Here is a 26,292-nt window from a genome sequence, read left to right as displayed (position 1 = left end):
AAATGCCGGGAGAACTAATGGAAAATACACTGATTGCTGCTGATAATTCATTAACTCTCTGGGCTTTTATTATGATTGCCGTGGCTGTTGCCATAATGGCAGAACAGCGTTTCAAATGGGCTTCGAAAATACCGGGATCGGTGCTCGCATTGCTCATTGCGGTTTCTGCGTCCAATCTGCATATTATTCCCACGGAAGCGCCTGTTTATGACGCTGTTTGGGGTTATGTCCTGCCCTTATCGATTCCCTTGCTGTTATTCAAAACTAATTTCCAACGCATCATAAGGGAAAGTGGAAGATTACTGATACTGTTTCTGATTTCTTCTATGGCAACGATGATCGGGGCGATAGTTTCTTTCCATCTCTTTAAATCATACATTCCAGAGCTGGATAAAATCAGTGGCATGATGGCGGCCTCTTATACAGGAGGCGGCGTTAACTTTGTCGCAATGTCAGCCAAACTGGGGACTTCTCAGGATATGGTTGCTTCTGCCATTATCGCCGATAATTTCATGATGGCGGGTTACTTTATCATTCTGATCACTTTATCCGGCTGGGCCGCAGCGAGGAAATTCTGGGGGAGTCCATATGCGGATAAAGTAGAAAAAAATCCCAACCTGGACAAGTTCCACACTCTGGCAGAGGCTTATTGGCAGCCGAAAAACATTGCCCTGAAAGATATAGCCTTATCATTGGCATGGTCTATTTTCATTGTCACTTTGTCATTTCATCTTGCCGCCGGGTTAAAAGCGCTGCTTGGACAACCAAATAATATTTATCAGGAACTGCTTTTCAGCCTGATCACGGATAAATACCTGCTCCTGACCTCCATCACTTTTATTATTGTTTCAATTTCTAAAGAGACCTTCAGCAAACTGAACGGCACTCAAGAACTGGGCACTTATGCCATTTACATGTTCTTTGTTGTGATAGGCATTCCGACATCCATACGCGTCATCATCAGCCAAGCGCCATTGTTATTTGCTTTCGTCTTTGTCATTGCGATGATCAACCTGATACTGACTTTTGCCGCAGGCAAAGTATTTAAATTCAGTCTTGAAGAAAACATACTTGCCTGCAATGCCAATATTGGCGGCCCAACTACCGCAGCCGCAATGGCAATCAGCCGGGGATGGGTTGATCTGGTTGGGCCGATTATGGTCATCGGAACCGTTGGTTACGTGATTGGAAATTACGTCGGGACGTTTGTTTATTTTGTCGTGGGATAAACTTCCGTGAGAGAAACAAGTGCAGCCAATAACGCTGCAACTTGATGGACAAAGGAAACTGGCATTAATAAATGCAGGATGTTATGGATACATCGGATGAAAAATCAATAATATTGAAACCGAAACCTTGTGATATCTCGACCGTCTCGATACCCGGCAACCATTGGAATACCACAGCAGGGGCAACACTGACTGTCATATTATTGTGATGCCAAATGCGGGCATTGTGTGCGTGTCCGCTGCCGATAAATTTAACCTTGTATTTTTCACAAAGGGCCAGCAGCGCTTCGCCGTTATTTAATTTGCTGCTATCCACCAGCGGCGTGCCGACCGGCATTGCATGGTGGTGCATGAATATAGCGAGATCAAGATGGCTTTTTTCAATGAGTTTTCTTTCTAACTCGGCCAGATTATTTTTAGATATCGCCCCATAATCTTCTCCCGCAACAACAGTATCAACAGACATAAGATGCCAGTTGCTATGGTTATATTCTTTCGAATTGACAATATATTCTCTTTTTTCCTCTGCCAGCACGATATCAAAATTCTCTTTGAGATCATGATTGCCGAGTATGGCAAAATAAGGTTTTTTCAGTGACTCCATTTTATCTAAAAAATATCGATAAGCCTCGATATCACCATCATGTGTAATATCACCGGAAACGATAATTAACTCTATTTCAGAAATTTCTTTTATTCTGGATATTTCTTGGCAGACAAAATCAAAATTATCATAAGGATTCACATTAAACATTTTTTGATCTTTTGTTCGGGTCAAATGTATGTCTGTTAAGTGAATAACTTTCATTTTTTATTACCTCTGTTATTACATCTTTTTTTATCACTAGCTTATATTTCATAAAATTTAAAGAATATCATAAAGTAATCCCAAAAATCGGATGAACAAAAGAGGCTTTTTTGAATTAATTCAGCAGCAATATTTGGGTATACAGGCGCTAATGGGTCGGTTTTTTCATGGTGTATCCACGGAATAACTACAACTATGGGCGGATAGGAGTATGATTATAAACAGGTAGCCGTTGCTCCGGTTTTGGTTATATCACGAAAGAAGGCTACCCGGTCCGCCCCTGTGATTCATTGGTGGTCATCCGCGAATGAATGAGATCGGCGTTATTGGTTCACCTGTATATTTTGTGGCCATTTGTGTTGGCCACAGCATAACGACATAAAGAATAGAGATTTTCATGAAATTCAAATCAAAAATAAAACCTTATCACTCGGCTGCTGGTGGTTGGGGATCATTGGAGGCAACTACCCGCTTTGTCTTTGACAGCAAACAAGCATTGAAAAACATGGTTAATCTGATGCGCATGAACAAGCCCAAAGGGTTTGATTGTCCGGGATGTGCATGGGGAGATGACAATAAGAGCTTGTTTAGTTTCTGTGAAAATGGAGCCAAGGCAGTTACTTGGGAAGCGACCCGTCGATATGTTGACCGAAAATTTTTCGCGACTCACAGTGTGAGTAACCTCTATCAGCAAAGTGATTATTTCCTTGAATACCAAGGTCGGGTTGTTGAGCCAATGCGCTATAACCCGCAGACCGATCATTATGAACCGATTAGCTGGGATAATGCTTTTGCCCTTATCGCCAGCCACATCAAGGCGATGGATAACCCAAACCAGCTTGAGCTGTATACATCCGGTCGGGCCAGCAATGAAGCGTCGTGGCTCTACCAACTGTTTGGCCGTGTATTGGGTACAAACAACTTCCCGGATTGCTCCAATATGTGCCATGAAGCGAGCGGCTACGGCTTGCTGGAAAGCCTTGGAGTCGGGAAAGGCACCATTCGGCTGCAAGATTTTGATCACGCGGATGCCATTTTTGTCTTCGGCCAAAATCCCGGTACAAACCATCCGAGAATGCTGCATAGTTTACGGCATGCGGCTGAACATGGCGCCCGCATTGTCACTTTTAATACATTGCGTGAGCGTGGGTTGGAACGTTTCGCTGATCCACAAAAACCACTCGAAGTGATCACGCCCATGGCCGGGGAAATCAGCCATCGCTACTATCAGCCAAAACTGGGCGGCGATATGGCGGCCGTGCGTGGTATGGTCAAGGCACTTTTGGAGACTCATAACTCACTGTTGGCTGAAGGCAAGCCAGGTCTTTTTGATCTGGAATTTATTGCCGGCCACACAGAGGGTATGGATGCCTATTTGCAAGAAGTTGCGGTAACCACATGGTCATTTATTGAAGAACAATCAGGATTGACCGAAGCACAACTGCGCGAAGCTGCGGAGATTTATCAGAACGCGGAACGTGTCATTTGTACTTGGGCAATGGGAATAACCCAGCATAAACACTCTTTAGTGACTGTACGTGAAATCGCAAACCTTCAATTGCTGTTCGGGCAATTAGGAAAACCCGGCGCAGGCCTTTGCCCGGTGCGTGGTCACAGTAATGTGCAGGGCAATCGGACGATGGGCATTAATGAGCAGCCGAGCAAACCCTTTTTGGATAGCATGGCAGCGCATTTTGGATTCGAACCCCCTCGTGCCCACGGGCATAATGTTGTGGAAGCACTGAAAGCGATGCTACGTGATGAAGTCAGGGTCTTGATCACATTAGGGGGAAACCTTGCGGCAGCAGCGCCGGATAGTCCGCGCACAGAAGAAGCCTTACAGCATTGTGATTTGACTGTACACATCAGTACAAAATTAAATCGGAGCCATCTTGTTACCGGTAAAAAAGAGGCCCTTATTTTGCCGACTCTGGGGCGTACTGAGCGTGATATTCAGCTAACGGGTTCACAATTCGTGACAGTGGAAGACTCTTTCAGCATGGTTCATGCCTCAGAAGGGGTGAATAAACCATTATTTGATACTCAACGTTCCGAAACTGCGATTGTTGCGGGTATCGCCAATGCGGCAGTGGGCAACACTGAGACCATCAATTGGCTGGAATTGGCGGGAGACTACAATAAAATCCGCGACCACATTGCGGCGACCATTCCGGGCTTTAATGATTTTAATAAAAAATGCGAAAACCCGGGTGGCTTCTATTTGGGCAATGCCGCGGCTGAATTGCGTTTTGCGACACCGAGCAAAAAGGCCGAATTCAGTCATGCCCCATTGCCAAAAACCCTGTTCCCGCAAATTGAAGGTGCTGAAGTTCCTTTCACATTGCAGACGCTGCGCTCCCATGACCAATACAACACGACAATATATGGGTTGGATGATCGTTACCGTGGGGTTTATGGTCAGCGGGAAATTTTGTTCATGAACCAGGAAGACATAGCGCAATCGGGCTATCAGGCCGGTGATTTGGTTGATATAGAAACCGTATGGAATGATGGCATTACGCGTAAAATTTCTGGTTTCAAGTTGGTTCCTTACAACATTCCACGTGGAAACCTTGCTGCTTACTATCCTGAAACCAACCCGCTGGTTCCTATGGAAAGTATTGGGAGTGGGACGGGCACACCTACCTCAAAATCAGTACCGGTCAGATTATCTCTCACTGAACAGCCTAAATCTGGACTTCAGCGGCTGATATAAGATCTCTGTGACTAAACTTCGTTAGTTATAAACACGTCGTCTCTGGCTCGGTTTTTGAAGATGAAATATGTTCTTCATTAAAAACCGGGCTGGTCAATACACCACCCTAATTAATATTATATTATTCTTGATTATTATCTTTTTTCCTATTGATAATAAGCGCCTAATTCTATTTTTATAAAATGACAATGAAGAATATTAAATATATTAATGTTCATGTGATTCCTATATTTGATTAAATTAAACATCAACAAAATTAAAATAAAGTGGTTGGAATTGGAATGGGTTTTATAATATAGATAGTGTTGAATTATTCAAAGAAATAATAATTAAAAATGGCCAATAATAAAAGGGGCGGTTATGGAAATTAACAAACCATTCTATGCAATTGCCCATCGCGTTTTAACAGAGAAAAGTGTAATTGCGGCTATAACCCATGGTGCAAATGCACTTGAGATAGACTGTACGGCGTGGAAACAAGGGTGGTGGGCAGATCATGATGGCTTATTAACGTCATACGGTGATACAGCAGAAGATATATTTAAGTCTATTATTAAGCATGATACAATTAAGCAAATTTGTTTTATCTGGTTAGATGTAAAAAATTCTGATTATTCCTCTGATCCAAATAATATCGCAGCGATAGAAAAATTAAGGAGTTTAGCTCGCAATATTCTTGAAGTTAATGGGATTAGAGTTCTTTTTGAATTAAATCAATATAAACGGGCTTGGAATGTCCTTACTAAGGATTTGAATGATAAAGAGGCTATGTCTGTTCGGGGGAGATATGAAAAAGTTTTATCTGTATTTTCGAAAAGTGAAAATAAAATCCCGAGAGAAAAGAGGGTGATGAATTATGGCTATTTTTGCTTAAGATGTGGATTCTCTATAACTACAAAAGAATTACAGAAAGGTGTCGAATCAAATAAATTTTACAAAATATTCTCATGGACATATGCGCATGGAAGATTGGATTTGATTAAGCAATTGGTCAACGATGTTAAATTGGATGGAGTTATATATGGTTTTAAAGTGACCTATTATTATGATCATGAAGATACACGGGCAGCATTTCAAGAAGTTAAAGAAACTTTTGAAAACGCTGGACGGCAATTGGCAACCCGTGACGACTTGCTATGGTAGATTTTATGGAAAATTCCGCCATAACCCCTTTTCAGGCGAAGAGAAAAAATAAAAACACTGGCTGAAGAAACAATATTATGATCAAGGAAATTTCCTCAATCATAATATTAACCACTGTCTGTTTTTCTTAACGATTGATAACAACTTCTTCATTTAAAACCAGAGACAGCAATGCCTGACGGGCAAAAATGCCATTTCCTGCCTGTTGGAAATAGTAAGCATATGGCGTTTTATCAACATCAACTGTGATTTCGTCAATACGTGGCAGGGGATGCAGAACTTTCAGGTTTTCTTTCACATTCACCAGATCTGCTGCGCGCAGGACGAATTGTGCCTTAATGTTGGCATATTCTGATGGGTCAAGGCGCTCTTTCTGTACGCGGGTCATGTACAGAATATCCAGCTCTGGCAGGACGTCTTCAAAATTGTTGTGCAAGCTATAGCTGACCTGTTTTTCTTCCAGCATATGCAGGATATAACTGGGCATTGCCAGCGCATCCGGCGCGATAAAGCAGAAATGGTTGCCGTTGAATTTAGCCAGAGCCTGAGTCAATGAGTGAACGGTACGGCCATATTTCAAATCACCGACCATAGCAATTTTCAGGTTTTCCAGTTTACCCTGAGTTTCCTGAATGGTGAAAAGATCGAGCAGAGTCTGGGTTGGATGCTGGTTTGCACCATCGCCGGCATTAATGATGGGAATATGGCCGGAAAATTCAGATGCCAGACGAGCGGCTCCTTCTTGTGGATGGCGCATGACTATCGCATCGGCATATTGGCTGATGATAGAAATAGTATCTGCCAGCGTTTCTCCTTTTTTGCCCAATGAGGTATTGCTGCTGTCAGCAAAACCCACCACAGAAGCGCCGAGCCGTTGAATGGCAGTTTCAAAAGAGAGACGGGTACGCGTTGAGGCTTCAAAGAAGCAGCTTGCGATCACCTTGTGTTTCAGTAATTCAGTCTGTGGATTGGCTTTCAATGCAGCTGCCGTCTGCAATACCAATTCGAGATCTGCACGATCCAGATCATTAATTGAAATGATATGTTTGCGATATAACGGATTAGCCATGTGTACGTTCCTCTTTTATGACTTTATGACGCTAGCCTTGGGCTGGGCAGACAAAAAAAAGCCCCTCAATTGAGGGGCTTTTTAAATGTTTGGTTATGCAATGGGAAAAACAATACGCCCACGCTGCCAGCAGACAGTTTTTCGTTAGCTTGATGTTTTTTAACGGCTTTGACCGCGCAATTTTTCATGTTTTCTCCCAGCAAATCGTCGCGCATTATACTCACGATAGCATTCACCGCAAGGTTTGCCGGAAGAAATTTTTGTTTTAATGCATCGTCATACTTAACAAGCCGAATAAATAGTAAAACCTGTTTTCATTCAGTCATCCCCTATTTTTCAAAAAATAATCAAGCCAAAATCCAAATAAGGTGAAACAAGATTAGCCCGTCATTGATAAGAAAACATGCATTTTCCGAGCAATAATTATTTCACTGCAAACACGGCAAAATCTGCGGCCAGATCGGTATTGGGGAAGATTTCCCGACATTCAGCCAATAATCGCGGGCAATCTTCAACGCCGTAGCGCCCGCTGATATGGGTAGCGATAAAATGTTTTACCTTGGCATCACGCGCGAGTGTCGCGGCTTGCTTTGTGGTGGAGTGCCCGCGTTCATTGGCTTTCGCCGCAAACGCATCTTCCAGCGTAATTTCGTGCACCATGACATCAACTCCGGCGGCCATTTTCAGGGCTTCCGGTGTCGGTTCAGTATCTCCGAAAATAGCCAGTGACTTGCCGCGGATCGGCGTTCCTAAATAATCTTTACCACAAATGGTGCGGCCATCTTCCAAGGTGACGGTATCGCCTTGTTTTAATGCCTGCATCCACGGGCCACGGGGGATCGCATCCTGGTTCAGTTTTTGGGCATCCAGCGCACCGGGTTTATCGTGCTCTTCAATGCGGTAGCCATAACATTCCACGCGATGGTTTAAAGCGTAGGCCGTGATTTTCAACTCACCATCATCAAATAACTGCCCTGGCTGAACTTCGATAATGTCCAGCGGATAGGTCAGAAAAGAGCTGCTCAATTGCAGCGAAGTTTCTACAAATTGGCGTATGCCGGTTGGGCCATACAATGTGAGCGGATCGGTCGAACCCCCCATCGAGCGGCTGCACAATAAGCCGGGTAAACCAAAGATATGATCCCCATGCAGGTGAGTGATAAAAATCTTCTCCAGTTTGGATATCTTGACAGGGGAATGGAGGATCTGATGCTGCGTCCCCTCACCGCAATCAAACATCCACAGTGCATTGCGGACACCTTGTAAATCGAGGATCAGGCTGGTGACATTGCGCTCTTTGGTGGGAATCCCCGCGCTGGTGCCCAAAAATTTCAGTTCCATGCTATTGCTCTCCTAATGACATTGGATGCTTTCCCAATCCAGGCCGAATCGGGCCAGATACTTGCGTAATCTATCGGCATCATTGGGCTGTTTTTTATGTTGGCGAGAAACGGAAAATAGTTTGCGGCCCGCCTCTGATAAGCTGTTGGCGCTACGGCAAACTTTAATCACAGTTTCTAATTGCTGGCGGTCAAACAGATCGATTTCCGGCAAATGGTTTGGCAAGAGGGAGTTTGACAAGAGAGAGAAAGGCTCTTCTTTGCCCCAATTTTGCTTGAGCCGTGTGATCTCTTCTGTGACTACTTGCTGGTTGATACGTCCATTTTCGGCAAACGTCGCCATCCGAGTCACGGATGCACTGAGTTCACGAAAATTTCCCCGCCATTGGGCTTGCTCTGAACAGGCAAAATGCAGATAAAGTTGCCGTGCTTCTTTATCAAAGCGAACTTGTGTTTGTTGCACTTGGGCATAGCGGGCGAGTTCATAATCAATGTTTGGCTCAATATCTTCACGGCGTTGTGCCAGGCCGGGCAATTGATATGTCCACATATTGATGCGTGCGTATAAGTCTTCGCGGAATTTTCCCTGAGCCACCCAGTCGTTCAGGTCACGGTGTGTGCCGGCAATCAATTGGAAATCACTGTGGACTTCTTTATCTGAACCATAAGGCAGAAAGCTTTTTTCCTCGATGGCTTTCAGCAGCATGGCTTGTTCATCCAATCCCAGCTCTGCCACTTCGTCGAGAAATAAAATGCCGCCATTGGCTTCACGCAACAAACCATTGCGTGGCTGGATCGCTCCTGTAAATGCGCCCTTAATGTGACCAAACAGCGTAGACATTGCATTGTCACCACGCAGCGTTGCGCAGTTGACTTCAACAAATCGCCCTTTGATTAAATGGCGTGATTGCCGTAGCTGATAGATTCGGCGGGCAAGAAAGGATTTCCCCGCGCCAGTTGGCCCAGTCAGCAACATAGGGGCAGAGGAGCGCAAGGCGACACGTTCAACTTGATCTATCAGGCGGTTAAAGTTGGCGTTGCGGGTAGCGATACCTGATTTCAAAAATGCCACTTGTTCCTGCTGCTCATGCAAAAAGCGGCTGGTCAGGGTTGTGTAGCGGCTGAGATCTAAATCAATAATGGTGCAAACGCCTTCAGGATGGCTTTCTTCACCTTCATTGTTGGGAGAAGTTTGGAGCAACTGGGCGGGCAGGTAACGGGCTTCGGTCAGCAAAAACCAGCAAATTTGCGCGACATGGGTACCGGTTGTGATATGCACCAGATATTCTTCGTTTTCAATATCGAAAGGATAGCGAACGGCAAAATCCAGCAATGCCGTATAAACCTCTTCAAAATCCCACGGATCTTCGAGTTGGATTTCATTCAGCACCACTTTTGTCTGCGGTGAAACCTGTTCTATATCCTCTTTAACCCTCCCGGCAAGAACAGAATCATTGGATTGGTAAAGCAATTCCAGCCTATCAATCGGCAATTCGGGCTGTTGGCACATTCCGACGGTTGGCCGCCATTTTGTCCATCGATTGGCTTTCTTGCCACGCCTGTCTAATTTGGTGCCTAAAATTCCAATAGCAACTCTGCGTTTCATTGTCTTTCTTGTGTTTCGTTTATCTAAATTTATAAACAATGATATAGGAAGATAAAAAAATTGCGCTGTAAAAACAATCACTAAAAATATCTTTAAGTAAAAATTGTTATATTTCAATGCGATAAAAAATATTCCTGTTTTTTTCCAAAGTTGGCACGTAATTGGCAATAACAAGGGAGTAAGACGCTGAAATAGCATGGATTCAAAATCCAGCCGGTGCATGGGTGATGGCATGAGCCATTACGCCGCATGTATTCCGTCAGTGTAAACACAATGGTCGAGTTGGGTTCGAATCCCAAGTTCGAAACATGAAATGTCTTTTACATTCCCGGTAAAAAACGCTGTAAAACAAAGAAATACAATCCTGTGGTTGCCTGTTGAGAACCACCATCTTGAAAGCTCGGCAGATGTTGCTGAGTCAAGGGCAGAAGATTGAGCTACCGCAGTTGGGTACCTGTGCATTCCCCCCTTGGCCTCGCCCTGATGCCCAGTTTTCAGGATGCAAAGGAAGATAAAGTGGATAAGAAGGAAAATAATAATGATAAAAAAAATAAAAATATTGCAGGGGCAAATTGGCTTATTGGCAAAAGAGTCTGAATTTCAAAAGGTTTTGGTGGCCGGTGAATACCGTTTCTATGATTGGTTTAACAAACTGGAAGTGGCGGTGTTTTATCTGGATGGATATGAAATTGAAACAAAACTGGCAGAACACTTGCGTCAGTACTATTCCTCTTGGGTGGAACGGTATTGCGAAGATATACAGCTTGCCGAAGATGAGATGGGATTGCTGTATGAACACGATTTACTGGTGGAGATCCTGCCACCTGCAACACGCCGTTTGTATTGGAAAAATGGTGGGCAGCGCCGGATTGAAGTACTCAATACAGCAGAGCAGGCAGTATCCCCTGAATTGCTGGCTTTATTTCAACCTTCCAAAGCCCGGGATCAACGCAATGTGAAAGGGCAGGAAAACGTACTGTTCGTTCAAATTCCGGCATGGCATATCGGTGTTTTGTTGATCAACGGTGTCGTAAAGCAGTTATTGCAACCGGGCCTGCAAGGTTATTGGCGGTTTGGGCATGATGTTGAGATTAAAGTGATTGATACCCGCGAGCATGAGCAATTGGAAGAAGATTTGGCAGAATACTTGCGCGAGCACCACCGTGATTGGGTAGAGCAGTATTGTGACGTTATCCAGATTGCCGATAACGAGATGGGATTGTTGTATGAACATGATGTTCTGATGGAAATTTTATCCCCTGCGACGCGTTGCTTATATTGGAAAAATGGTAACCCGCGCCGTATTGCGAAGTTTAAAACGTCAGAGCTGGAAGTATCACCCGAGCTGGTCTCCTTATTGACGGCTTCCATGTCACGCAAACACAGCGTGAAAGGGTGGGACAGTGTTTTGATCGCCCAAATCCCTGCTTGGCATGTTGGTATTTTAAAAGTGGATGGCAGGGTGCAGGAATTATTGCAACCTGGGATAAAAGGTTATTGGCGGGTTGGATATGACGTTGCGGTTGAAATTATCGATACCCGTTTACAGTCACTGGAAGTGAGCGGGCAAGAAATTCTGACCCGTGACAAAGTTAACCTGCGGATCAATTTATCTGCTAACTGGCGTTATCACGACGTCTTGATGGCTTACGGGCAACTGAGTGAGCCTGTGGCTTATCTGTATCGGGAGCTGCAATTCGTGTTGCGTGAAGTGGTCGGAACCCGTTCGTTGGATGAGTTGTTGGAAAACAAACAAGTCATTGATGAATTGGTCAGCCAGCAAATCCAGGCAGTCACCCAAAATTTTGGGCTGGAAGTGGCCTCTCTGGGGATAAAAGACATTATTTTGCCCGGCGATATGAAAGCCATTTTATCGCAGGTTGTTGAAGCGGAAAAATCCGCGCAGGCGAATGTGATCCGGCGTCGGGAAGAAACAGCGGCGACACGCTCTCTGCTGAATACCGCGAAAGTGATGGAAAACAATCCCATCGCCTTACGGTTAAAGGAATTGGAAACATTGGAAAGTATTGCGGAGCGTATTAATCAAATTTCGGTATATGGCGGTTTAGATCAGGTTCTAAACGGATTGGTACACATTAAAGGAGAACAAAAATGACAACGACAGAGATGAAAACCAACGCTTATCACTTATTGCAGCAAGAGAATGGTACGCCGGTAAAAATGTGGACAAACGGCGTTCCCGTTGATCCCAAAGCGATTATTCAATTGCAGAATACGGCCAAAATGCCGTTTGTTTTTAAGCATCTTGCCGTCATGCCGGATGTCCATGTCGGTAAAGGTTCTACCATCGGGAGTGTGATCCCAACACGCGGCGCCATTATTCCGGCGGCAGTTGGCGTCGATATTGGTTGCGGAATGATTGCCGTGCGTACTTCGCTGGTGGCATCTGATTTACCGGATAGCCTGCTGAATATTCGCCATGCCATTGAAGCCGCAGTACCGCACGGGCGTACCGTAAATCGTGGCGGCCGTGATAAAGGTTCTTGGAATAAAGCGCCGGAGATTGTGGATCAACACTGGGGAACATTGGCAGATGGTTTTAAACGTATAAGCGATAAATATCCTAAGCTGTTAAATACCAATAACCATAATCATCTGGGGACGCTGGGAACGGGAAACCATTTTATCGAGTTATGTCTTGATGAGGCCGATCGCGTCTGGGTGATGTTGCATAGCGGTTCCCGTGGAGTGGGGAATGCGATTGGTAATTTGTTTATCACATTGGCACAGAAAGATATGCAGCAGCATATGGCTAACTTGCCTGATCGCGATTTGGCGTATTTCGAGGAAGGAAGCCGTTATTTTGATGATTATATGGAAGCGGTCGGCTGGGCACAGGATTATGCTCGCCAGAACCGAGAGGTGATGATGCATCGCGTGCTTGAAGCGTTGTCACGCGAGATCCCAAAACCTTTCACAACACAGCAGGAAGCCGTGAATTGTCATCATAACTATGTGCAGCGTGAACAGCATTATGGTGAAGACGTTTTGGTAACACGCAAAGGCGCGGTATCGGCCCGCAAAGGCCAAATGGGAATTATCCCGGGGTCAATGGGGGCGAAAAGTTATATCGTCCGTGGGCTGGGTAACGAAGAAAGTTTCTGTTCGTGCAGTCATGGCGCAGGCCGTGTGATGAGCCGTACTGAAGCGAAAAAACGTTTCACAATCAGTGACCAAAAACGTGCGACGGCGCATGTGGAATGTCGTAAAGACAGTGATGTCATCGATGAAATCCCGATGGCTTATAAAGATATCGACGCTGTGATGCAAGCGCAGTCTTCGCTGGTGGAAATCGTGCATACCTTGCGTCAAGTGGTGTGTGTAAAAGGTTAGTTTTTCCAAAAAATTAGAAATGGATGGAAGAAAATGAAATTAGACGCAGAAATGGAATTGGATCCAGAAGACGGTGCTGTCAGCTCGGCCATGCGGGCTCGCATCAGCCAAGAATTGATTGATATAGAAAAAAAGTATGGCGTGCGGATACTGTATGCCTGTGAATCCGGCAGCCGTGGGTGGGGCTTTGCCTCACCGGACAGTGACTATGATGTCCGGTTTATTTACGTTCACCCCGTGGATTGGTATTTGCAGGTAGAAGAGGGACGGGATGTCATCGAACTGCCGATCAGCGATGAATTGGATATCAGTGGCTGGGAACTGCGCAAGGCGTTAAAACTGATGAAGCAGGCAAACCCGACCTTAATGGAATGGCTGGATTCCCCCATCATTTATCATGCTGATCCGGCTGCAACCAACGGGCTGAAAACGATGGTGCCGCACTTCTTTTCGGATATAAAAGCACGCTATCACTATCTTTCAATGGCGAAAAAGAACTTTCAGGGCTACTTGCAAGGTGATGACATCCGGTTAAAAAAATATTTTTACGTGTTGCGCCCCTTGCTTGCTGTTCGCTGGATTGAAATGGGCAAGGGGGCACCACCGATAGATTTTGAAACGTTGGTCGCCGGAACCGTGGATGATCCGCAACTAAAAATGGAGATTGAGGAGCTGCTGCGGGTTAAGCGGGCGGCGAATGAGTCAGAATATGGTTCGCGTAAATTGAAGGTTCATGCTTTTATTGAATCGGAATTGGATGAAACACTGGCGCGTTGTGAACTGCACGATCAGCGTGAACGCAGTTCTGAGCTATTGGACAGTTATTTAAAGCGGTGGGTCATGAACGGCTAATGACGGCCAAAATGTACCGTTTGATAAACGTAACTGGATTAAAAAAAGTGCTGGATATGAACCAGCACTTTATCAATTTGCTTTCTCAATCTGTTGGAACGCCTGCTTAGGCGTTTTTACCTATTTGAACAATCAAATAAGTCCGTGTACCAGAATCACACCGATACACAAAGGCCCGACATATCTCCACACAAACCGCAAGCAATGGCGGCTCCATGACGGCATATTATCTGGCATGAGTTCATTGACTTTACGTGACCAGCCAAAGACGAGGCAGATAATAATCCCGAATAATGGCATCAGGACATTGGAAGTAATGAAGTCCAGCAGATCAAAGATGGTCTTACCTGCCAAAGTAATGTGGCTGAGAGGGCCAAAAGACAAGGAAACAGGGATTCCCATTAGCATAATAGAGGCGGTGACAAGTAAGCTGGCTTTACGGCGCTGCCACTTAAAGCGAGTCTGAACATAAGCAACAATGTGCTCAAGCAATGAAATCGCGGAAGTCAGTGCCGCCATGAGCAGCAATAAAAAAAATGTGACCGCTAATATTGATCCGCCTGGAATGCTGGCGAAATAAATAGGCATTGTCATAAATGTTAATCCGGGGCCTGCATTGGGCTGTAAGCCAGCCGCTGCCAAAGCCGGGAAAATCATCAAGCCAGCCAATACACAAACCAAACAGGAGAGGATAACAACCCAGACACTCGATTTACCAATACCTCGGTTGTCCGGCAAATAGGAGCTGTATGTAATGTGGATCCCTAAGCCGATGGACAGTGAGAAAAATGCCAATCCCAGAGCATCTAAAACCCCTTTTCCGGTTAAGCTATTGAAATCTGGATATAAGAATAATTTCAGACCTTCTGATGAACCGGGTAAACGGATGCCGACAATAATCAGCATTATCATGATGAAAAATAACATTGGCATCATGATCTTAACTGATTTTTCCAATCCTTTTTGCACGCCAGACAACACCACGAAACAGGTTAATCCTGAAAATGCCAGATGGGCGATTATCGGCCAGAATGGATTGCTGATGAAATTGGTGAAAATAGAGGTCAGTTGAGAGTTGTCTGTAATATTCAGTTGCCCTGTACCCGCCATCACCGTGTAACCGATAGTCCAGCCTCCGACCACACTGTAGAAGCTATAGATACACCATGAGCTGAATATGCCTATAAAGCCAACCCATCCCCAGTGCTTACCGAGTAATTTTTTGAATGCGTTAACGGCTACTTCACTCGTACTGCTTCCCAGGATGTTTTCAGCCAGCAGGATTGCCAAACCAATCACAAAGCTAAACAATAAAAATACAATTAGAAATGCACCGCCACCATTTGTTGCCGAAACATACGAGAATTTCCAGATGGCGCCAATGCCAACGGCAGAGCCGGTTGCTGCCAATACATGCCCCAGACGGGACGTCCATTGTTGACTCATGCTAACCCCCGAATCGATGCATTGTTAGCATGTGTAATCCGTTTAATTGCTCTTGGCAGAGAGACAGCCCTTAGCAAAAAAACAGCCATAAGCAGGCAAACAGCAGCGGCACTCCAAACATGTCCGGCCACCAGCAGGCTAACCATAGACGGGGTAATGATATTTCCTACCCCAGCGAAGAGGGCAAAGGTAATAAAAACCAATGCCCAAATATATTTAGATGGTAAACGGTATATCATAATGATTGTTAACTTATTGTTGTAAAATAATTTAACTTATAATAGTTACTATCACAAGTAATTGAATTCTCTGAATGATAATGATAATTACAGCCAGAATTGCCGGCAGCAGCACCAAGTTAAACGTCTAAGAGCTAAAAGGCATGTCCAATATCTCGTGAAGTGGTCAAGATTATTATTCCACTATCATATACAGGATCTTAAGCGGTAACTCGTTAATTCAGAGAGAAAAAAAGCTCCATTTGTGATTTGATATTTATCGCGAAACGAATAACGAAATCAATGTATGAAACCAACGACAATTATCGCTATAAAAAACCAATAAATGCAATTCATTAATGACGCTGTTTAAGAAAAAATTACCCGATAATCCAGACCTGCTCAACACTCCAGATGCCTTGAATCATGGGTATTGATTCTTTCCTTTATTAACTTATAAATTAAACTGATTGGAGTATGTCAAAACATAGAGGATATTTAATTAAAAATATTGGCTTATGAACTATGTATATTAAACGAACAATTAATAAGGCAGAATATATTGAGCATAAAAAATGTTATTGCTTTTATAAAATAAGGATTGAATAACACGTTGAATCAAATAGAAAGAAGGAAAATTAATGGATAAAAACAGTGCTCAAGCTGATACTAAAACCAGTAAGTTCTTAAGTTACATATTGCGTCATCAACCAGAGTCTATTGGCTTGGTTTTAGATAATGAAGGATGGGCAGATATTGGCGCATTAATCAAATGCGCCGCTAAACACGGTAAGAAGTTGAACTACGCGCTCATTGAAGAAATTGTCGATACCAATGATAAAAAGCGATTTGCTATTTCTGCGGATCAGAAACGTATCAGGGCAGTGCAGGGGCATTCAACCCAGAAAGTAGATATTCGTTACCAAGAGAAAATCCCTCCAGCCATTTTATACCACGGCACAGCGACCCGCTTTTTAGACTCTATTTTTAAACAAGGAATTGTGGCAGGAACACGGCATTACGTGCACTTATCGGCAGATATACCAACAGCCATAAAAGTAGGGCAGCGTCATGGAAAAGTGATTATCCTAAAAATAGCAGCCCAGCGGATGCATGAACTGGGCTTCAAATTCCATCAGGCAGATAACGGAGTCTGGCTGACGAAAAGCATACCTGTTGAATATATGAGTGTCAGTTAGGATTATCGATAATCCATTTATTATCTTACGGTTAGCTTCAGAGAGAAAAATATGACAGTAACGGATTCCCTGCTTGCATTTACTGCGGCAGCTACATTGCTCACATTAACGCCCGGTTTAGATACCGCATTAGTGTTAAGAACAGCCGCAGCGGAAGGGGGTAAAAAAGCGTTTCAAGCTGCCCTCGGCATTAATGCCGGCTGTTTTATTTGGGGAGCAATGGTCGCATTTGGGCTTGGTACATTGATTGCGGTATCAGAACTGGCATTCAACATACTGAAATGGTGTGGTGCTTTGTATTTATGCTGGTTGGGCATTCAAATGATTTGGCATCCCCAAAGTAATCTGGAAAGAGATGAAACATCTTCCTCGACGAAAAGCCAGAATTGGTTTGTCAGAGGCATGCTGGGTAATGTGCTTAATCCGAAAGTCGGAGTGTTCTATGTCTCATTCCTGCCGCAGTTTATACCTCTTGGGCATTCCCCCATTTTGTGGACATTTGGTTTAGTGTCTATCCATGTATTGCTGGGCACATTATGGTCATTGTCATTGATTTCTGCCACACGGCCTATCTCCCATATTTTACGTCGTGAGAATGTCATTAAGTGGATGAATCGCGTGACCGGCGGGGTGTTCCTGCTTTTTGCGTTCAAGTTGGCGGTCAGTAACCGGTAATTAGTTTGGTAAATAGAACCTGAACATAATGTGTATGTTCAGGTATCTTGCCGATTACCTAGGCTGTATTCCTTCATTATTTTAATCGCCTGTTACAAAGACGAATACGGCCTAATTTCATCAGGGATAAAGAGTTTCGTGCTGTTCTTTTGTAACCGGTGGCAATTCAATTAAGGAACGCGATGCCGCTTCCTGCCAAGCCTGTTTTTAATGAAACAGCCTGTGACACAAAAATCAGAGGGTCGAAGACAAAAGAATCTTTCAGCGGGGAAAATAAGGACTTCTCCAATGGAGTTGCATAAATAATATTTATGTACTTCAATGGGGGTGAATATCAATTTATTTTTTCAGGATGATTTATGGAACCGAATGATAGAACACAGGTTATTTCTACAAGAGAATGGGTTTGGACAATAATTCTCGTCATGATCCCGGTTGTTAATTTGGTGTTTTTAGTCTATTGGAGTTTTTCAAAAAGCACCAATTTAAATAAAAAAAATTATGCAATTGCTAATTGGATAGTGACTGCTTTCATGTTGGTGCTTTATGTCGTTTTGATTATTTTCGCGTTATCTCAACCTGATTCTTATTAGTTTGATGAAACTCTCCCGCCAAATAGACTTCTTACTGACACTGTCAGAGCCTGATTTCAATCTGACAGTGTTCGTTGTGCTTTAATACGGTGAAAGACGAGATGGAACGCTGAATCAGCGTATTCAACTGGTTAACCAAAAGTGCTGTACTCCAACGGTTCCATAGGCCAATAGAAAAATCAGCCACAGTTATTCAGCATTCATCCAACTTTTCCACCATCGTCGCGACCATCACAGCCTTGATGGTGTGCATGCGGTTTTCGGCCTGATCAAACACAATACTGTGTTTTGATTCAAACACGTCATTGGTCACTTCTAATCCGCCATATAAATTGAACTCCTCTGCAAGTTGCTTGCCGAGAATTGTTTCCTCATTGTGAAAGGCGGGCAGGCAATGCAGGAATTTGACGTCTGAATTACCCGTCAGTTTTATCACATCCATATTCACCTGATAGGGTTTCAGCAAGGAAATACGCTCTTGCCAAACTGACTTGGGTTCACCCATAGAAACCCAAACATCGGTATACAGAAAATCAGCGTCCTTCACACCTTGCGCAATATCTTCCGTCAGAGTGATCTGGCCGCCAGTTTTCTCTGCCAGTTTTTGGCATTCTGCAACCAAAATGGCATCTGGCCAACAGGCTTTTGGCGCAACTAAACGCAGTTCCATGCCTGTTAATGCGGCAGCTTCCAACATGGTATTGCCCATATTGTTGCGGGCATCCCCCAGATAGGCGAATTTGATTTCAGACAGCGGTTTTTGGCTGTGTTCTTGTATTGTCATTAAATCCGCCAGTAATTGGGTTGGATGGAATGCGTCAGTCAAACCATTCCACACCGGAACCCCTGAATATTGCGCCAATGTTTCAACGACGTGCTGACCATAGCCACGGTATTGGATGCCATCATAGAAGCGGCCAAGAACCCGCGCTGTATCTTTGATGGATTCCTTGTGCCCAATCTGGCTGCCACTTGGGCCTAAGTAAGTGACATTCGCGCCTTGATCGTGAGCGGCAACTTCAAATGCACAGCGTGTGCGGGTTGAGTCTTTTTCAAAAATCAGCGCGATATTTCTTCCTTTGAGCAAGGGCGACTCATTACCTGATTTTTTATTCGTTTTTAATTTATGGGAAAGTGTTAATAGAGAATTAAGCTCCATTGGCGTAATATCAAGCAGTCTGAGGAGTGAACGTTGAAAAAATGGGTTCATTTTTCATGGCTCCATGAATGTTAAATTGAATTTATATTCACTATATATCGATTAAAAATTCAATTGCAAGCGCTGGTTCGGTGTTTGCAAGGGAATGACAAATTCGTCAGGAACGAATTTGAACAGCCAAAGGCTGGCCTCCGGTGAGAGGCGAAATATATGAATGTTGATGAATCAGTCGATTATGGTTTGTATTTCTCTCTGGGCAAAATGGGATAGATATATCCTTTGTTTGGAAAAGATGGGAGAATGCAAAGCAGGACAGCCAACTGACGGAGGGGATTGGCATGGCAGACCCACATGCTTTAGAAGAACAGTATGAAGAAACTCGCTTGATCATCGAAGAGTTATTAGAAGATGGCAGCGATCCTGATGCAACATATATCATTGAACATCACTTTTCGGCGGAAGACTTTGATCAACTGGAAAAAGCAGCCGTTGAAGCATTTAAGCTAGGCTATGAAATCACGGATGCGGAAGAGCTGGAAACGGAAGATCGTGTCGTTTTAATGTGCTGTGATGTGATTAGTGAAAGCCGTTTAGAGGCTGACTTGATCAACGCCCAAGTTGTGCAGCTAATGGATTTGGCTGAAAAGATCGGAGTGAATTACGACGGTTGGGGAACGTACTTTGAAGATCCTAACGCATCAGAAGATGAAGATGATGACGGTGATCTTTTCCCGCCAGAAGAAGATGAACCACGACTTCATTAACTCTTTTGACAAAAGAAACTGCCCCACTGTGACTGTGGGGCTGATTTTGCCTGACAACGTTATAGTGCTTTTACCATCCTGACTTCACAATCACTGTGGCCTGTATTGCCGAGTGGTTCATCAAGGTAGCCGAAGCCCAATTTTTCATACAGGGCAATGGCCGCTTTCAAGTTTTCCGTCGTTTCCAGATAGCAGCGTTTAAAGCCTTGCTCTGTGCCAAATTCGATAGATTGCTTCACAATTTGCTTGGCAACTCCTTTTCCCCGCAATACCGAAGAAAGATACATTTTTTGCAATTCACAGGTATCATCATCGCCACCTGCCAGCGGAGCAACACCGCCACCACCAACAATTTCGCCATCCATTTCGACGACCCAATAAGCGCTGCGTGGCTGGCTGTAAACTTCATACAGGGTGTCCAAAATCGGATCAGCAACCGCAAAGCCCTTATCAGCGGTTAAACCGTGCTCGGCGGAAACTTCACGGATAACAGCGGCAATGCCTGTATTGTCTTGCTGGGTAATGGGGCGAATAAGGTAATTGTGTGTTGTTTGAGTTGTCATTATTTTCTCTTTATCGTTTTTGTTGATTGATAGGGACGTAATAATACAAAGCAGGATATATCATATTCTATTAGGGTGAAATGGTGCTGAGGTGAAACGGTGTTCAGATAAAATTATGTTGAAATTAAACGGATTTCATTTCAATTTGATCTGAATAATGGAGTTGAAAATAGCGTTCCAAAAACTCAACGGTAACCCGGATGCGAGCAGACATTGCCAAACGGGTAACATATACCGCCCAGATATTCGCCGGTTGATAATATTCCGGCAAAATATGGACTAATGCCCCTGACTTGATATTTTCCCTGACATCCCAATAAGAGCGAAGCGTAATGCCATGCCCATCCAGACACCATTGGTGAATAATCTCACCGTGATTGGAGGACAACGGCCCGGTGATTTTCACTGACTGGGCGCCTGCATTGCTTTGTAATTGCCAAATGCCGAAAGGATGATCCCGCTCTTTGATGACCAGACAGGAGTGGGAAGGGAGATCATTAAGTGATTTTGGCATCGGATGGCGGGCGAGATAAGAGGGCGCGGCACAGAGAATTCGGCGGTTGGATGCGAGCTTGCGTGCAATAAGATTATTATCGATATCATCACCAACACGAATGTCCAAATCAATGCCTTCCGTGACTAAATCAACCAGGCGATCTTCCACATCAAACCGGATCTCCAATTGCGGATAAGCCTGGATAAGGGCTGATAGGGCGGGAGCCACGAACTGCCGCCCAAAACCAAAGCTACTGACAATCCGGATTGTTCCTTGCGGCTCTTGCCGAAGTTCAGAAAGTTCATCAAGCATCTGGTTCACGTCATTGAGAATACGGTGCGCCCATTCGTATATTCGCTCTCCATCTTCAGTAATTGAAACCCTGCGCGTCGTTCGGTGCAACAGGGTGACATTCAATACGTTTTCCAATATTGCAATGCGTTTACTGATAAAAGCCGGAGATGCGCCCATTTCTTCCGCCGCTGCGGCAAAACTTGCCCGCTTGGCAACTAAAAGGAAAACACGCAGATCCTGCAAAATAGGCAAATTATTCATATATCGTAAATTATGTTTCTACATTTTTTGGATTGAATACAAATCAGTCAATTATAAGATAGTTCAAAAGTCAATTTTGCATTCTGATAATTGAGAGATGTCTGATGAAAAAACTGTTCAAGATTGCTGCAATTCCGGGAGATGGGATTGGTCATGAAGTTTTGCCGGAAGGAATCCGGGTATTACAGGCGGTAGCTGAAAAATGGGATCTCCATTTATCGTTTGAATATTTTGAATGGGCCAGCTGCGATTATTATCTTAAGCACGGCACAATGATGCCAGAGGATTGGTTTCAACAGCTAACGGCATTTGATGCGATCTATTTTGGTGCGGTGGGTTGGCCTGACAAAGTGCCTGACCATATTTCTCTTTGGGGATCATTACTGAAATTCCGCCGTGAATTCCAGCAATATGTCAATTTACGTCCTGTCCGTCTCTTGCCGGGCGTACCGTGCCCATTGGCCAATAAAAAACCGGAAGATATCGATTTTTATGTTGTCAGGGAGAACACCGAGGGGGAATATTCAGCGATTGGTGGGCGTTTGCACGAAGGTACGGAACATGAAGTGGTGATCCAAGAGTCGGTTTTTACCCGCCGTGGTGTTGATCGCATACTGAAATATGCGTTTGAATTAGCACAAAGCCGTCCCCGCAAGCTGCTGACATCTGCCACTAAATCAAACGGTATTGCGATCAGTATGCCTTACTGGGATGAGCGGGTTGAGGAGATGGCAAAACAGTATCCGGCAATCAAATGGGACAAGCAGCATATTGATATTCTTTGTGCGCGGTTTGTGTTGAATCCGGAACGGTTTGATGTTGTTGTCGCTTCTAACTTATTCGGCGATATCCTTTCTGATCTTGGCCCGGCATGTACAGGCACCATCGGGCTTTCGCCTTCTGCCAATCTGAATCCGGAAAGAGATTTTCCTTCCTTATTTGAACCTGTTCATGGGTCAGCGCCCGATATTTATGGCAGAAATATCGCCAACCCAATTGCGATGATTTGGTCTGGTGCCATGATGCTCCAGTTCTTGGGTGAAAATGATGAACGTTACCAACATGCCCATGATGATATTTTATCTGCCATTGAAGCGGTGATAGCTGAAGGCACAGTGACGCCTGATATGAAAGGCGAAGCATCAACACAGCAGGTCGGGGATGCCATTATTCGTCATTTATGAGTCACTGGATGCAAAATGCCAGATTAACGGCTGATTCCCTATTTATCAGAAATTAATGATTCAAATAAAGGGCGTAATTAATAGAATTATGCCCTTTTTGTTTTTATTCTTATTTTTATTGTGATTTCAATTAATAAAGTCTGAATGAATTAATGGGACTATTTAATATCCCCCTTAATTTACACCGGCCTAATTACAATCCACATCACAAAACATTCATTACGATATGTGTTTTATCTATTTATCATTCGGCCAATTGTTTAAATTATGTATCAACATTATATTTTAATGGTTAATAAAAAACGCGACAAGTACCGTTTCTACTTATTGATTTTTTCCTTTGGCCGTATCTATAACAAAAATAACAAGCACTTTGTTTTTATCGACTAAACACAAAACGGGTATATACCCTATTAACTCCAAGTTTCAGGAAGCAACGTATTATCATCCCGCGTCGCGGGATGATAATACATGCACCTTGAAGTACGACGCGTATAGGCAAAGTGATAAAACGGAGGGTTCATGTTGAGCAGCACAAAGAAAGATGTTCCTTTAATTACAATAAGTCTGGTGTGTATCGTTGTAATAGCAATAACACTTAGTTTATTTCCTAAAGAAACAAGCATTATTGCTAATTCAATTTTTAATGGGCTGACACGCTTACTGGGATCGACAATTCAAATATTGATTCTGGTCGCTTTGATGTTTGTCATTTATTTGGCAATAAGCAAATATGGCAATATTCGGTTGGGTGAAGGAAAACCCCAATATGCCACAATTCCTTGGCTGTTTATGTTTATTTGTGCAGGATTAGGCTCCTCAACTTTATATTGGGGTGTCATGGAGTGGGCATATTATTACCAAACGCCGGGGCTGAATATTTCTCCTCACACGCCCAAGGCATTGGAATACAGTATCAGTTACTCTTTCTTTCATTGGGGCTTGAGTGCTTGGGCTACTTATGCGCTCGCTTCATTGATCATGGCTTACCATTTCCATGTCAGGAAGAATAAAGGACTGAGCTTATCAGGCATTATTTCCGCCATTATCAAAATCAACCCTCACGGTTTTTGGGGGCGTTTGATTGATATGACATATTTAATCGCAACGGTGGGCGCATTAACCATCTCTTTGGTGGTGACTGCGGCCACATTAAGCGGCGGTCTTTCTTCACTTATCGGCACTCCCAATAATTTTGCCATTCAGGCGGGAATTATCTTGTTGGCTGCCCTGATCTTTTCCCTGAGTTCTTATATCGGCATAGATAAAGGAATGCAGCGCCTGAGCCAAATGGTGGGATGGGGCGCCTTGGGGTTTGCATTGCTGGTACTGATAGTCGGGCCGACGGAATTTACCATTAACAATATGATTAATGCGGTTGGCCTGACGACACAGAATTTCCTGCAAATGAGCTTATTTACCGATCCGATGGGAGACGGCCAATTCACACGTAGCTGGACGGTATTCTACTGGTTATGGTGGGTTTCCTATACACCCGGTGTCGCCATGTTCGTCACTCGGGTTTCCCACGGGCGTAAAATTAAGGAAGTGATTTGGGCATTGTTACTCGGGAGTACGTTTGGTTGCTGGTTCTTCTTTGGTGTATTGGAGAGCTACGCCATGCACCAATTCATTACCGGCGCCCTCAATGTGCCTGAAATATTGAACACATTGGGTGGAGAAACCGCCGTTCATCAATTATTGAGTGCATTGCCATTAGGCCAATTATTCCTTGCTGCTTATCTCTTCATCATGGTTATTTTCCTGGCTTCGCATATGGATGCGGTGGCTTATACCATGGCGGCAACCAGCACGCATAACCTGCGGGAAGGCCAAGACCCATGCCGGAAATTACGTCTTTTCTGGTGTGTCGTGATTACGCTGATCCCACTTTCCATTCTCTTTACGCAAGCATCGCTAGAAACGATGAAAACGACAGTAGTACTGACTGCCTTGCCCTTTCTAGTGATCTTATTGATTAAAACATACGGCTTTATCCGTTGGATAAAACAAGACTATGCACCAATTCCTGCGCATCTGATTGAGGGTTTAAATCAACAAGAGCACATCACTGCGCAGGCAATGGCAGAGAAAAAAACTTCCGTGGCTTCATCAGTGGCACCCATTTCGTTAAACGATTAAGGAATTGATATGAGCATCCAAGACCCTTACTTCACACTTCCCCAAAATTTTTGTGCAAACCCGGCAGAAGCGTACACCATGCCTGCACGTTTCTATACTTCTCAGGACGTCTTTAATTATGAAAAGGAGGCGGTTTTTGCCAAAAGCTGGATCTGTGCTGCACACAGCAGTGAGCTTGCCAGCCCCAATGATTATGTCACGCGTGAAATTATTGGTGAGAGTATCGTCATTGTTCGTGGGCGCGACAAAGTACTGCGTGCATTCTTTAACGTTTGCCCTCATCGCGGCCACCAATTATTAGCGGGAGAAGGAAAAGCGAAAAACGTCATCACTTGCCCTTACCATGCGTGGACATTCAAGCTGGATGGTTCTTTGGCACATGCCCGTAACTGCGAGAATGTCACTAATTTCGACAAAGGATTGGCACAATTAACGCCCGTAAAAGTAGAAGAATATGCGGGTTTTATCTTTATCAACATGGACATGAATGCCGGAACGGTTGAAGAGCAATTACCGGGGCTAGGTGCCAAGGTATTGGAAGCCTGTCCGGACGTTTATGACTTAAAACTGGCGGCGCGTTTCACGACAGCCACTCCTGCCAACTGGAAAAGCATCGTTGATAACTATCTGGAGTGCTACCACTGCGGCCCTGCGCACCCGGGTTTCTCAACATCCGTTCAGGTTGATCGCTATTGGCATACCATGCATGAGAAATGGTCGTTGCAATTTGGCTATGCCATTCCCTCTGATCAATCTTTCAAATTTGAAGGAGAATCATCATTTCATGGTTTTTGGTTATGGCCTTGCACTATGTATAACGTAACGCCGATCAAAGGCATGATGACGGTTATCTATGAATTCCCCGTCGATGCAGAAACAACACTGCAAAACTATGACATTTACTTTACGAATGAAGATATTACAGAAGAGCAGAAAGAGTTGATCGAATGGTATCGTGACGTTTTTCGTCCGGAAGATCTGCGCTTGGTTGAAAGTGTTCAGAAGGGGCTGAAATCGCGTGGTTATCGTGGGCAGGGGCGCATCATGGCGGATAGCACAGGCAGCGGCATTAGCGAACACGGCATTGCGCATTTTCACAATATCATTGCCCAGACGTACCACGAAGAATAAGACGGAATCGGGTAAGAAAACGACATTACAGGTTTAGCCAAAGAGGTTAT

At 44.2% G+C, this 26,292-nt stretch carries 23 protein-coding genes; 13 read left to right on the top strand and 10 right to left on the bottom strand.

From position 1 onward, the window contains the following. The first annotated feature begins 17 nt into the window (after window positions 1-17). Window positions 18-1,229 carry a DUF819 family protein gene (locus BM100_RS04085; protein ID WP_092508497.1) on the top strand — a complete coding sequence of 404 codons (1,212 nt, stop codon included), beginning with the start codon at window positions 18-20 and terminating at the stop codon, window positions 1,227-1,229. Window positions 1,230-1,293: 64 nt separating this feature from the next. On the opposite strand, the gene BM100_RS04080 is transcribed toward BM100_RS04085, so the two are convergent. Continuing rightward, window positions 1,294-2,037: a metallophosphoesterase family protein gene (locus BM100_RS04080; RefSeq protein ID WP_092508199.1), complete on the bottom strand. Its 744-nt coding sequence runs from the start codon at window positions 2,035-2,037 to the stop codon at window positions 1,294-1,296. Between the two features lie 397 nt (window positions 2,038-2,434). Between BM100_RS04080 and BM100_RS04075 the strand changes: the two genes are divergently transcribed. Next, complete coding sequence (locus BM100_RS04075) at window positions 2,435-4,753, top strand: FdhF/YdeP family oxidoreductase (protein ID WP_092508197.1); 2,319 nt, start codon at window positions 2,435-2,437, stop codon at window positions 4,751-4,753. Between the two features lie 360 nt (window positions 4,754-5,113). Next, a complete protein-coding gene (locus BM100_RS04070; protein ID WP_092508195.1) occupies window positions 5,114-5,896 on the top strand; it encodes a PI-PLC domain-containing protein in 783 nt (260 codons plus the stop codon). Window positions 5,897-6,023: 127 nt separating this feature from the next. Here the strand turns inward: BM100_RS04070 and pyrB are convergent, their stop codons facing one another. The 4 genes from pyrB to rtcR all read right to left on the bottom strand — a co-directional run bounded on the left by pyrB (window position 6,024) and on the right by rtcR (window position 9,911). Further along, window positions 6,024-6,965, bottom strand: coding sequence for an aspartate carbamoyltransferase (pyrB, locus tag BM100_RS04065; RefSeq protein WP_092508193.1), 942 nt, complete (start codon window positions 6,963-6,965; stop codon window positions 6,024-6,026). A gap of 65 nt (window positions 6,966-7,030) precedes the next feature. Then, window positions 7,031-7,189, bottom strand: a complete 159-nt coding sequence (locus BM100_RS22935) for a hypothetical protein (protein ID WP_169924670.1) — start codon at window positions 7,187-7,189, stop codon at window positions 7,031-7,033. Window positions 7,190-7,388: 199 nt separating this feature from the next. Then, window positions 7,389-8,306 carry a ribonuclease Z gene (gene rnz / locus BM100_RS04060; protein ID WP_092508191.1) on the bottom strand — a complete coding sequence of 306 codons (918 nt, stop codon included), beginning with the start codon at window positions 8,304-8,306 and terminating at the stop codon, window positions 7,389-7,391. Between the two features lie 12 nt (window positions 8,307-8,318). After that, window positions 8,319-9,911 carry an RNA repair transcriptional activator RtcR gene (rtcR, locus tag BM100_RS04055; RefSeq protein WP_092508495.1) on the bottom strand — a complete coding sequence of 531 codons (1,593 nt, stop codon included), beginning with the start codon at window positions 9,909-9,911 and terminating at the stop codon, window positions 8,319-8,321. 1,042 nt (window positions 9,912-10,953) lie between these two features. On the opposite strand from rtcR, the gene BM100_RS04050 reads away from it, so the two are divergent. The 3 genes from BM100_RS04050 to BM100_RS04040 are packed head-to-tail and all read left to right on the top strand — an operon-like array spanning window position 10,954 to window position 14,117. After that, the gene (locus BM100_RS04050; RefSeq protein ID WP_479688364.1) at window positions 10,954-12,027 is read left to right on the top strand and encodes a slipin family protein; all 1,074 of its coding nucleotides are present in this window, start codon (window positions 10,954-10,956) and stop codon (window positions 12,025-12,027) included. Window positions 12,028-12,038: 11 nt separating this feature from the next. Continuing rightward, window positions 12,039-13,265 carry an RtcB family protein gene (locus BM100_RS04045; protein WP_092508491.1) on the top strand — a complete coding sequence of 409 codons (1,227 nt, stop codon included), beginning with the start codon at window positions 12,039-12,041 and terminating at the stop codon, window positions 13,263-13,265. A gap of 33 nt (window positions 13,266-13,298) precedes the next feature. Further along, window positions 13,299-14,117, top strand: a complete 819-nt coding sequence (locus BM100_RS04040) for a nucleotidyltransferase domain-containing protein (protein ID WP_420855304.1) — start codon at window positions 13,299-13,301, stop codon at window positions 14,115-14,117. A gap of 132 nt (window positions 14,118-14,249) precedes the next feature. Here BM100_RS04040 and BM100_RS04035 read toward each other — a convergent pair whose 3' ends face one another. Both BM100_RS04035 and BM100_RS23800 read right to left on the bottom strand, forming a co-directional pair. Then, window positions 14,250-15,563 carry a sodium-dependent transporter gene (locus tag BM100_RS04035; RefSeq protein WP_092508189.1) on the bottom strand — a complete coding sequence of 438 codons (1,314 nt, stop codon included), beginning with the start codon at window positions 15,561-15,563 and terminating at the stop codon, window positions 14,250-14,252. Then, window positions 15,560-15,802, bottom strand: a complete 243-nt coding sequence (locus BM100_RS23800) for a branched-chain amino acid transport system II carrier protein (RefSeq protein WP_139216930.1) — start codon at window positions 15,800-15,802, stop codon at window positions 15,560-15,562. Before BM100_RS23800 ends, BM100_RS04035 begins: the two co-directional genes overlap by 4 nt. 620 nt (window positions 15,803-16,422) lie before the next feature. Here BM100_RS23800 and BM100_RS04025 point away from each other — a divergent pair. The 3 genes from BM100_RS04025 (at window position 16,423) to BM100_RS04015 (ending at window position 18,248) form a co-directional block, all read left to right on the top strand. Beyond that, window positions 16,423-16,980: an RNA 2'-phosphotransferase gene (locus BM100_RS04025; RefSeq protein ID WP_092508185.1), complete on the top strand. Its 558-nt coding sequence runs from the start codon at window positions 16,423-16,425 to the stop codon at window positions 16,978-16,980. A 51-nt stretch (window positions 16,981-17,031) separates the two neighbouring features. Continuing rightward, the gene (locus BM100_RS04020) at window positions 17,032-17,655 is read left to right on the top strand and encodes a LysE family translocator (RefSeq protein WP_092508183.1); all 624 of its coding nucleotides are present in this window, start codon (window positions 17,032-17,034) and stop codon (window positions 17,653-17,655) included. Window positions 17,656-18,014: 359 nt separating this feature from the next. After that, entirely contained in the window at window positions 18,015-18,248 is a 234-nt protein-coding gene (locus BM100_RS04015; protein ID WP_092508181.1) for a hypothetical protein, read from the top strand. A 193-nt stretch (window positions 18,249-18,441) separates the two neighbouring features. Here the strand turns inward: BM100_RS04015 and argF are convergent, their stop codons facing one another. Beyond that, window positions 18,442-19,458 carry an ornithine carbamoyltransferase gene (gene argF / locus BM100_RS04010; protein ID WP_092508179.1) on the bottom strand — a complete coding sequence of 339 codons (1,017 nt, stop codon included), beginning with the start codon at window positions 19,456-19,458 and terminating at the stop codon, window positions 18,442-18,444. Between the two features lie 287 nt (window positions 19,459-19,745). Here argF and rraB point away from each other — a divergent pair, with 287 nt between their 5' ends. Beyond that, entirely contained in the window at window positions 19,746-20,171 is a 426-nt protein-coding gene (gene rraB, locus BM100_RS04005) for a ribonuclease E inhibitor RraB (RefSeq protein WP_092508177.1), read from the top strand. A gap of 59 nt (window positions 20,172-20,230) precedes the next feature. Here the strand turns inward: rraB and BM100_RS04000 are convergent, their stop codons facing one another. Together BM100_RS04000 and BM100_RS03995 are read right to left on the bottom strand one after the other, a co-directional pair. After that, entirely contained in the window at window positions 20,231-20,734 is a 504-nt protein-coding gene (locus tag BM100_RS04000; protein WP_092508175.1) for a GNAT family N-acetyltransferase, read from the bottom strand. Between the two features lie 124 nt (window positions 20,735-20,858). Beyond that, window positions 20,859-21,785 (bottom strand): LysR substrate-binding domain-containing protein, encoded by a 927-nt coding sequence (locus BM100_RS03995; RefSeq protein ID WP_092508173.1) that lies wholly within the window; start codon window positions 21,783-21,785, stop codon window positions 20,859-20,861. Between the two features lie 104 nt (window positions 21,786-21,889). Between BM100_RS03995 and BM100_RS03990 the strand changes: the two genes are divergently transcribed. From BM100_RS03990 to BM100_RS03980, 3 genes are all read left to right on the top strand, one after another. After that, on the top strand, window positions 21,890-22,969 hold the full coding sequence (locus tag BM100_RS03990; RefSeq protein WP_092508171.1) for a tartrate dehydrogenase: 1,080 nt from the start codon (window positions 21,890-21,892) through the stop codon (window positions 22,967-22,969). 522 nt (window positions 22,970-23,491) lie between these two features. Then, a complete protein-coding gene (locus BM100_RS03985; RefSeq protein ID WP_175494908.1) occupies window positions 23,492-25,111 on the top strand; it encodes a BCCT family transporter in 1,620 nt (539 codons plus the stop codon). Window positions 25,112-25,120: 9 nt separating this feature from the next. Further along, the gene (locus tag BM100_RS03980; protein WP_092508169.1) at window positions 25,121-26,242 is read left to right on the top strand and encodes an aromatic ring-hydroxylating oxygenase subunit alpha; all 1,122 of its coding nucleotides are present in this window, start codon (window positions 25,121-25,123) and stop codon (window positions 26,240-26,242) included. Window positions 26,243-26,292: the final 50 nt, after the last annotated feature.

The organism is Xenorhabdus mauleonii (genome assembly GCF_900113945.1).
Lineage (GTDB): Bacteria > Pseudomonadota > Gammaproteobacteria > Enterobacterales > Enterobacteriaceae > Xenorhabdus > Xenorhabdus mauleonii.
Note: the sequence above shows the minus strand (reverse complement) of the source record. Positions and strands in the feature narration are given on the sequence as shown.

What these genes read in the sequence shown, in the direction of transcription:
- BM100_RS04085 (WP_092508497.1), top strand. Translation starts at nt 18, where the DNA reads ATGGAAAATACACTGATTGCTGCTGATAATTCATTAACTCTCTGGGCT.
- BM100_RS04080 (WP_092508199.1), bottom strand. Translation starts at nt 2,037, where the DNA reads ATGAAAGTTATTCACTTAACAGACATACATTTGACCCGAACAAAAGAT.
- BM100_RS04075 (WP_092508197.1), top strand. Translation starts at nt 2,435, where the DNA reads ATGAAATTCAAATCAAAAATAAAACCTTATCACTCGGCTGCTGGTGGT.
- BM100_RS04070 (WP_092508195.1), top strand. Translation starts at nt 5,114, where the DNA reads ATGGAAATTAACAAACCATTCTATGCAATTGCCCATCGCGTTTTAACA.
- pyrB (WP_092508193.1), bottom strand. Translation starts at nt 6,965, where the DNA reads ATGGCTAATCCGTTATATCGCAAACATATCATTTCAATTAATGATCTG.
- rnz (WP_092508191.1), bottom strand. Translation starts at nt 8,306, where the DNA reads ATGGAACTGAAATTTTTGGGCACCAGCGCGGGGATTCCCACCAAAGAG.
- rtcR (WP_092508495.1), bottom strand. Translation starts at nt 9,911, where the DNA reads ATGAAACGCAGAGTTGCTATTGGAATTTTAGGCACCAAATTAGACAGG.
- BM100_RS04045 (WP_092508491.1), top strand. Translation starts at nt 12,039, where the DNA reads ATGAAAACCAACGCTTATCACTTATTGCAGCAAGAGAATGGTACGCCG.
- BM100_RS04040 (WP_420855304.1), top strand. Translation starts at nt 13,299, where the DNA reads ATGAAATTAGACGCAGAAATGGAATTGGATCCAGAAGACGGTGCTGTC.
- BM100_RS04035 (WP_092508189.1), bottom strand. Translation starts at nt 15,563, where the DNA reads ATGAGTCAACAATGGACGTCCCGTCTGGGGCATGTATTGGCAGCAACC.
- BM100_RS23800 (WP_139216930.1), bottom strand. Translation starts at nt 15,802, where the DNA reads ATGATATACCGTTTACCATCTAAATATATTTGGGCATTGGTTTTTATT.
- BM100_RS04025 (WP_092508185.1), top strand. Translation starts at nt 16,423, where the DNA reads ATGGATAAAAACAGTGCTCAAGCTGATACTAAAACCAGTAAGTTCTTA.
- BM100_RS04020 (WP_092508183.1), top strand. Translation starts at nt 17,032, where the DNA reads ATGACAGTAACGGATTCCCTGCTTGCATTTACTGCGGCAGCTACATTG.
- BM100_RS04015 (WP_092508181.1), top strand. Translation starts at nt 18,015, where the DNA reads ATGGAACCGAATGATAGAACACAGGTTATTTCTACAAGAGAATGGGTT.
- argF (WP_092508179.1), bottom strand. Translation starts at nt 19,458, where the DNA reads ATGAACCCATTTTTTCAACGTTCACTCCTCAGACTGCTTGATATTACG.
- rraB (WP_092508177.1), top strand. Translation starts at nt 19,746, where the DNA reads ATGGCAGACCCACATGCTTTAGAAGAACAGTATGAAGAAACTCGCTTG.
- BM100_RS04000 (WP_092508175.1), bottom strand. Translation starts at nt 20,734, where the DNA reads ATGACAACTCAAACAACACACAATTACCTTATTCGCCCCATTACCCAG.
- BM100_RS03995 (WP_092508173.1), bottom strand. Translation starts at nt 21,785, where the DNA reads ATGAATAATTTGCCTATTTTGCAGGATCTGCGTGTTTTCCTTTTAGTT.
- BM100_RS03990 (WP_092508171.1), top strand. Translation starts at nt 21,890, where the DNA reads ATGAAAAAACTGTTCAAGATTGCTGCAATTCCGGGAGATGGGATTGGT.
- BM100_RS03985 (WP_175494908.1), top strand. Translation starts at nt 23,492, where the DNA reads ATGTTGAGCAGCACAAAGAAAGATGTTCCTTTAATTACAATAAGTCTG.
- BM100_RS03980 (WP_092508169.1), top strand. Translation starts at nt 25,121, where the DNA reads ATGAGCATCCAAGACCCTTACTTCACACTTCCCCAAAATTTTTGTGCA.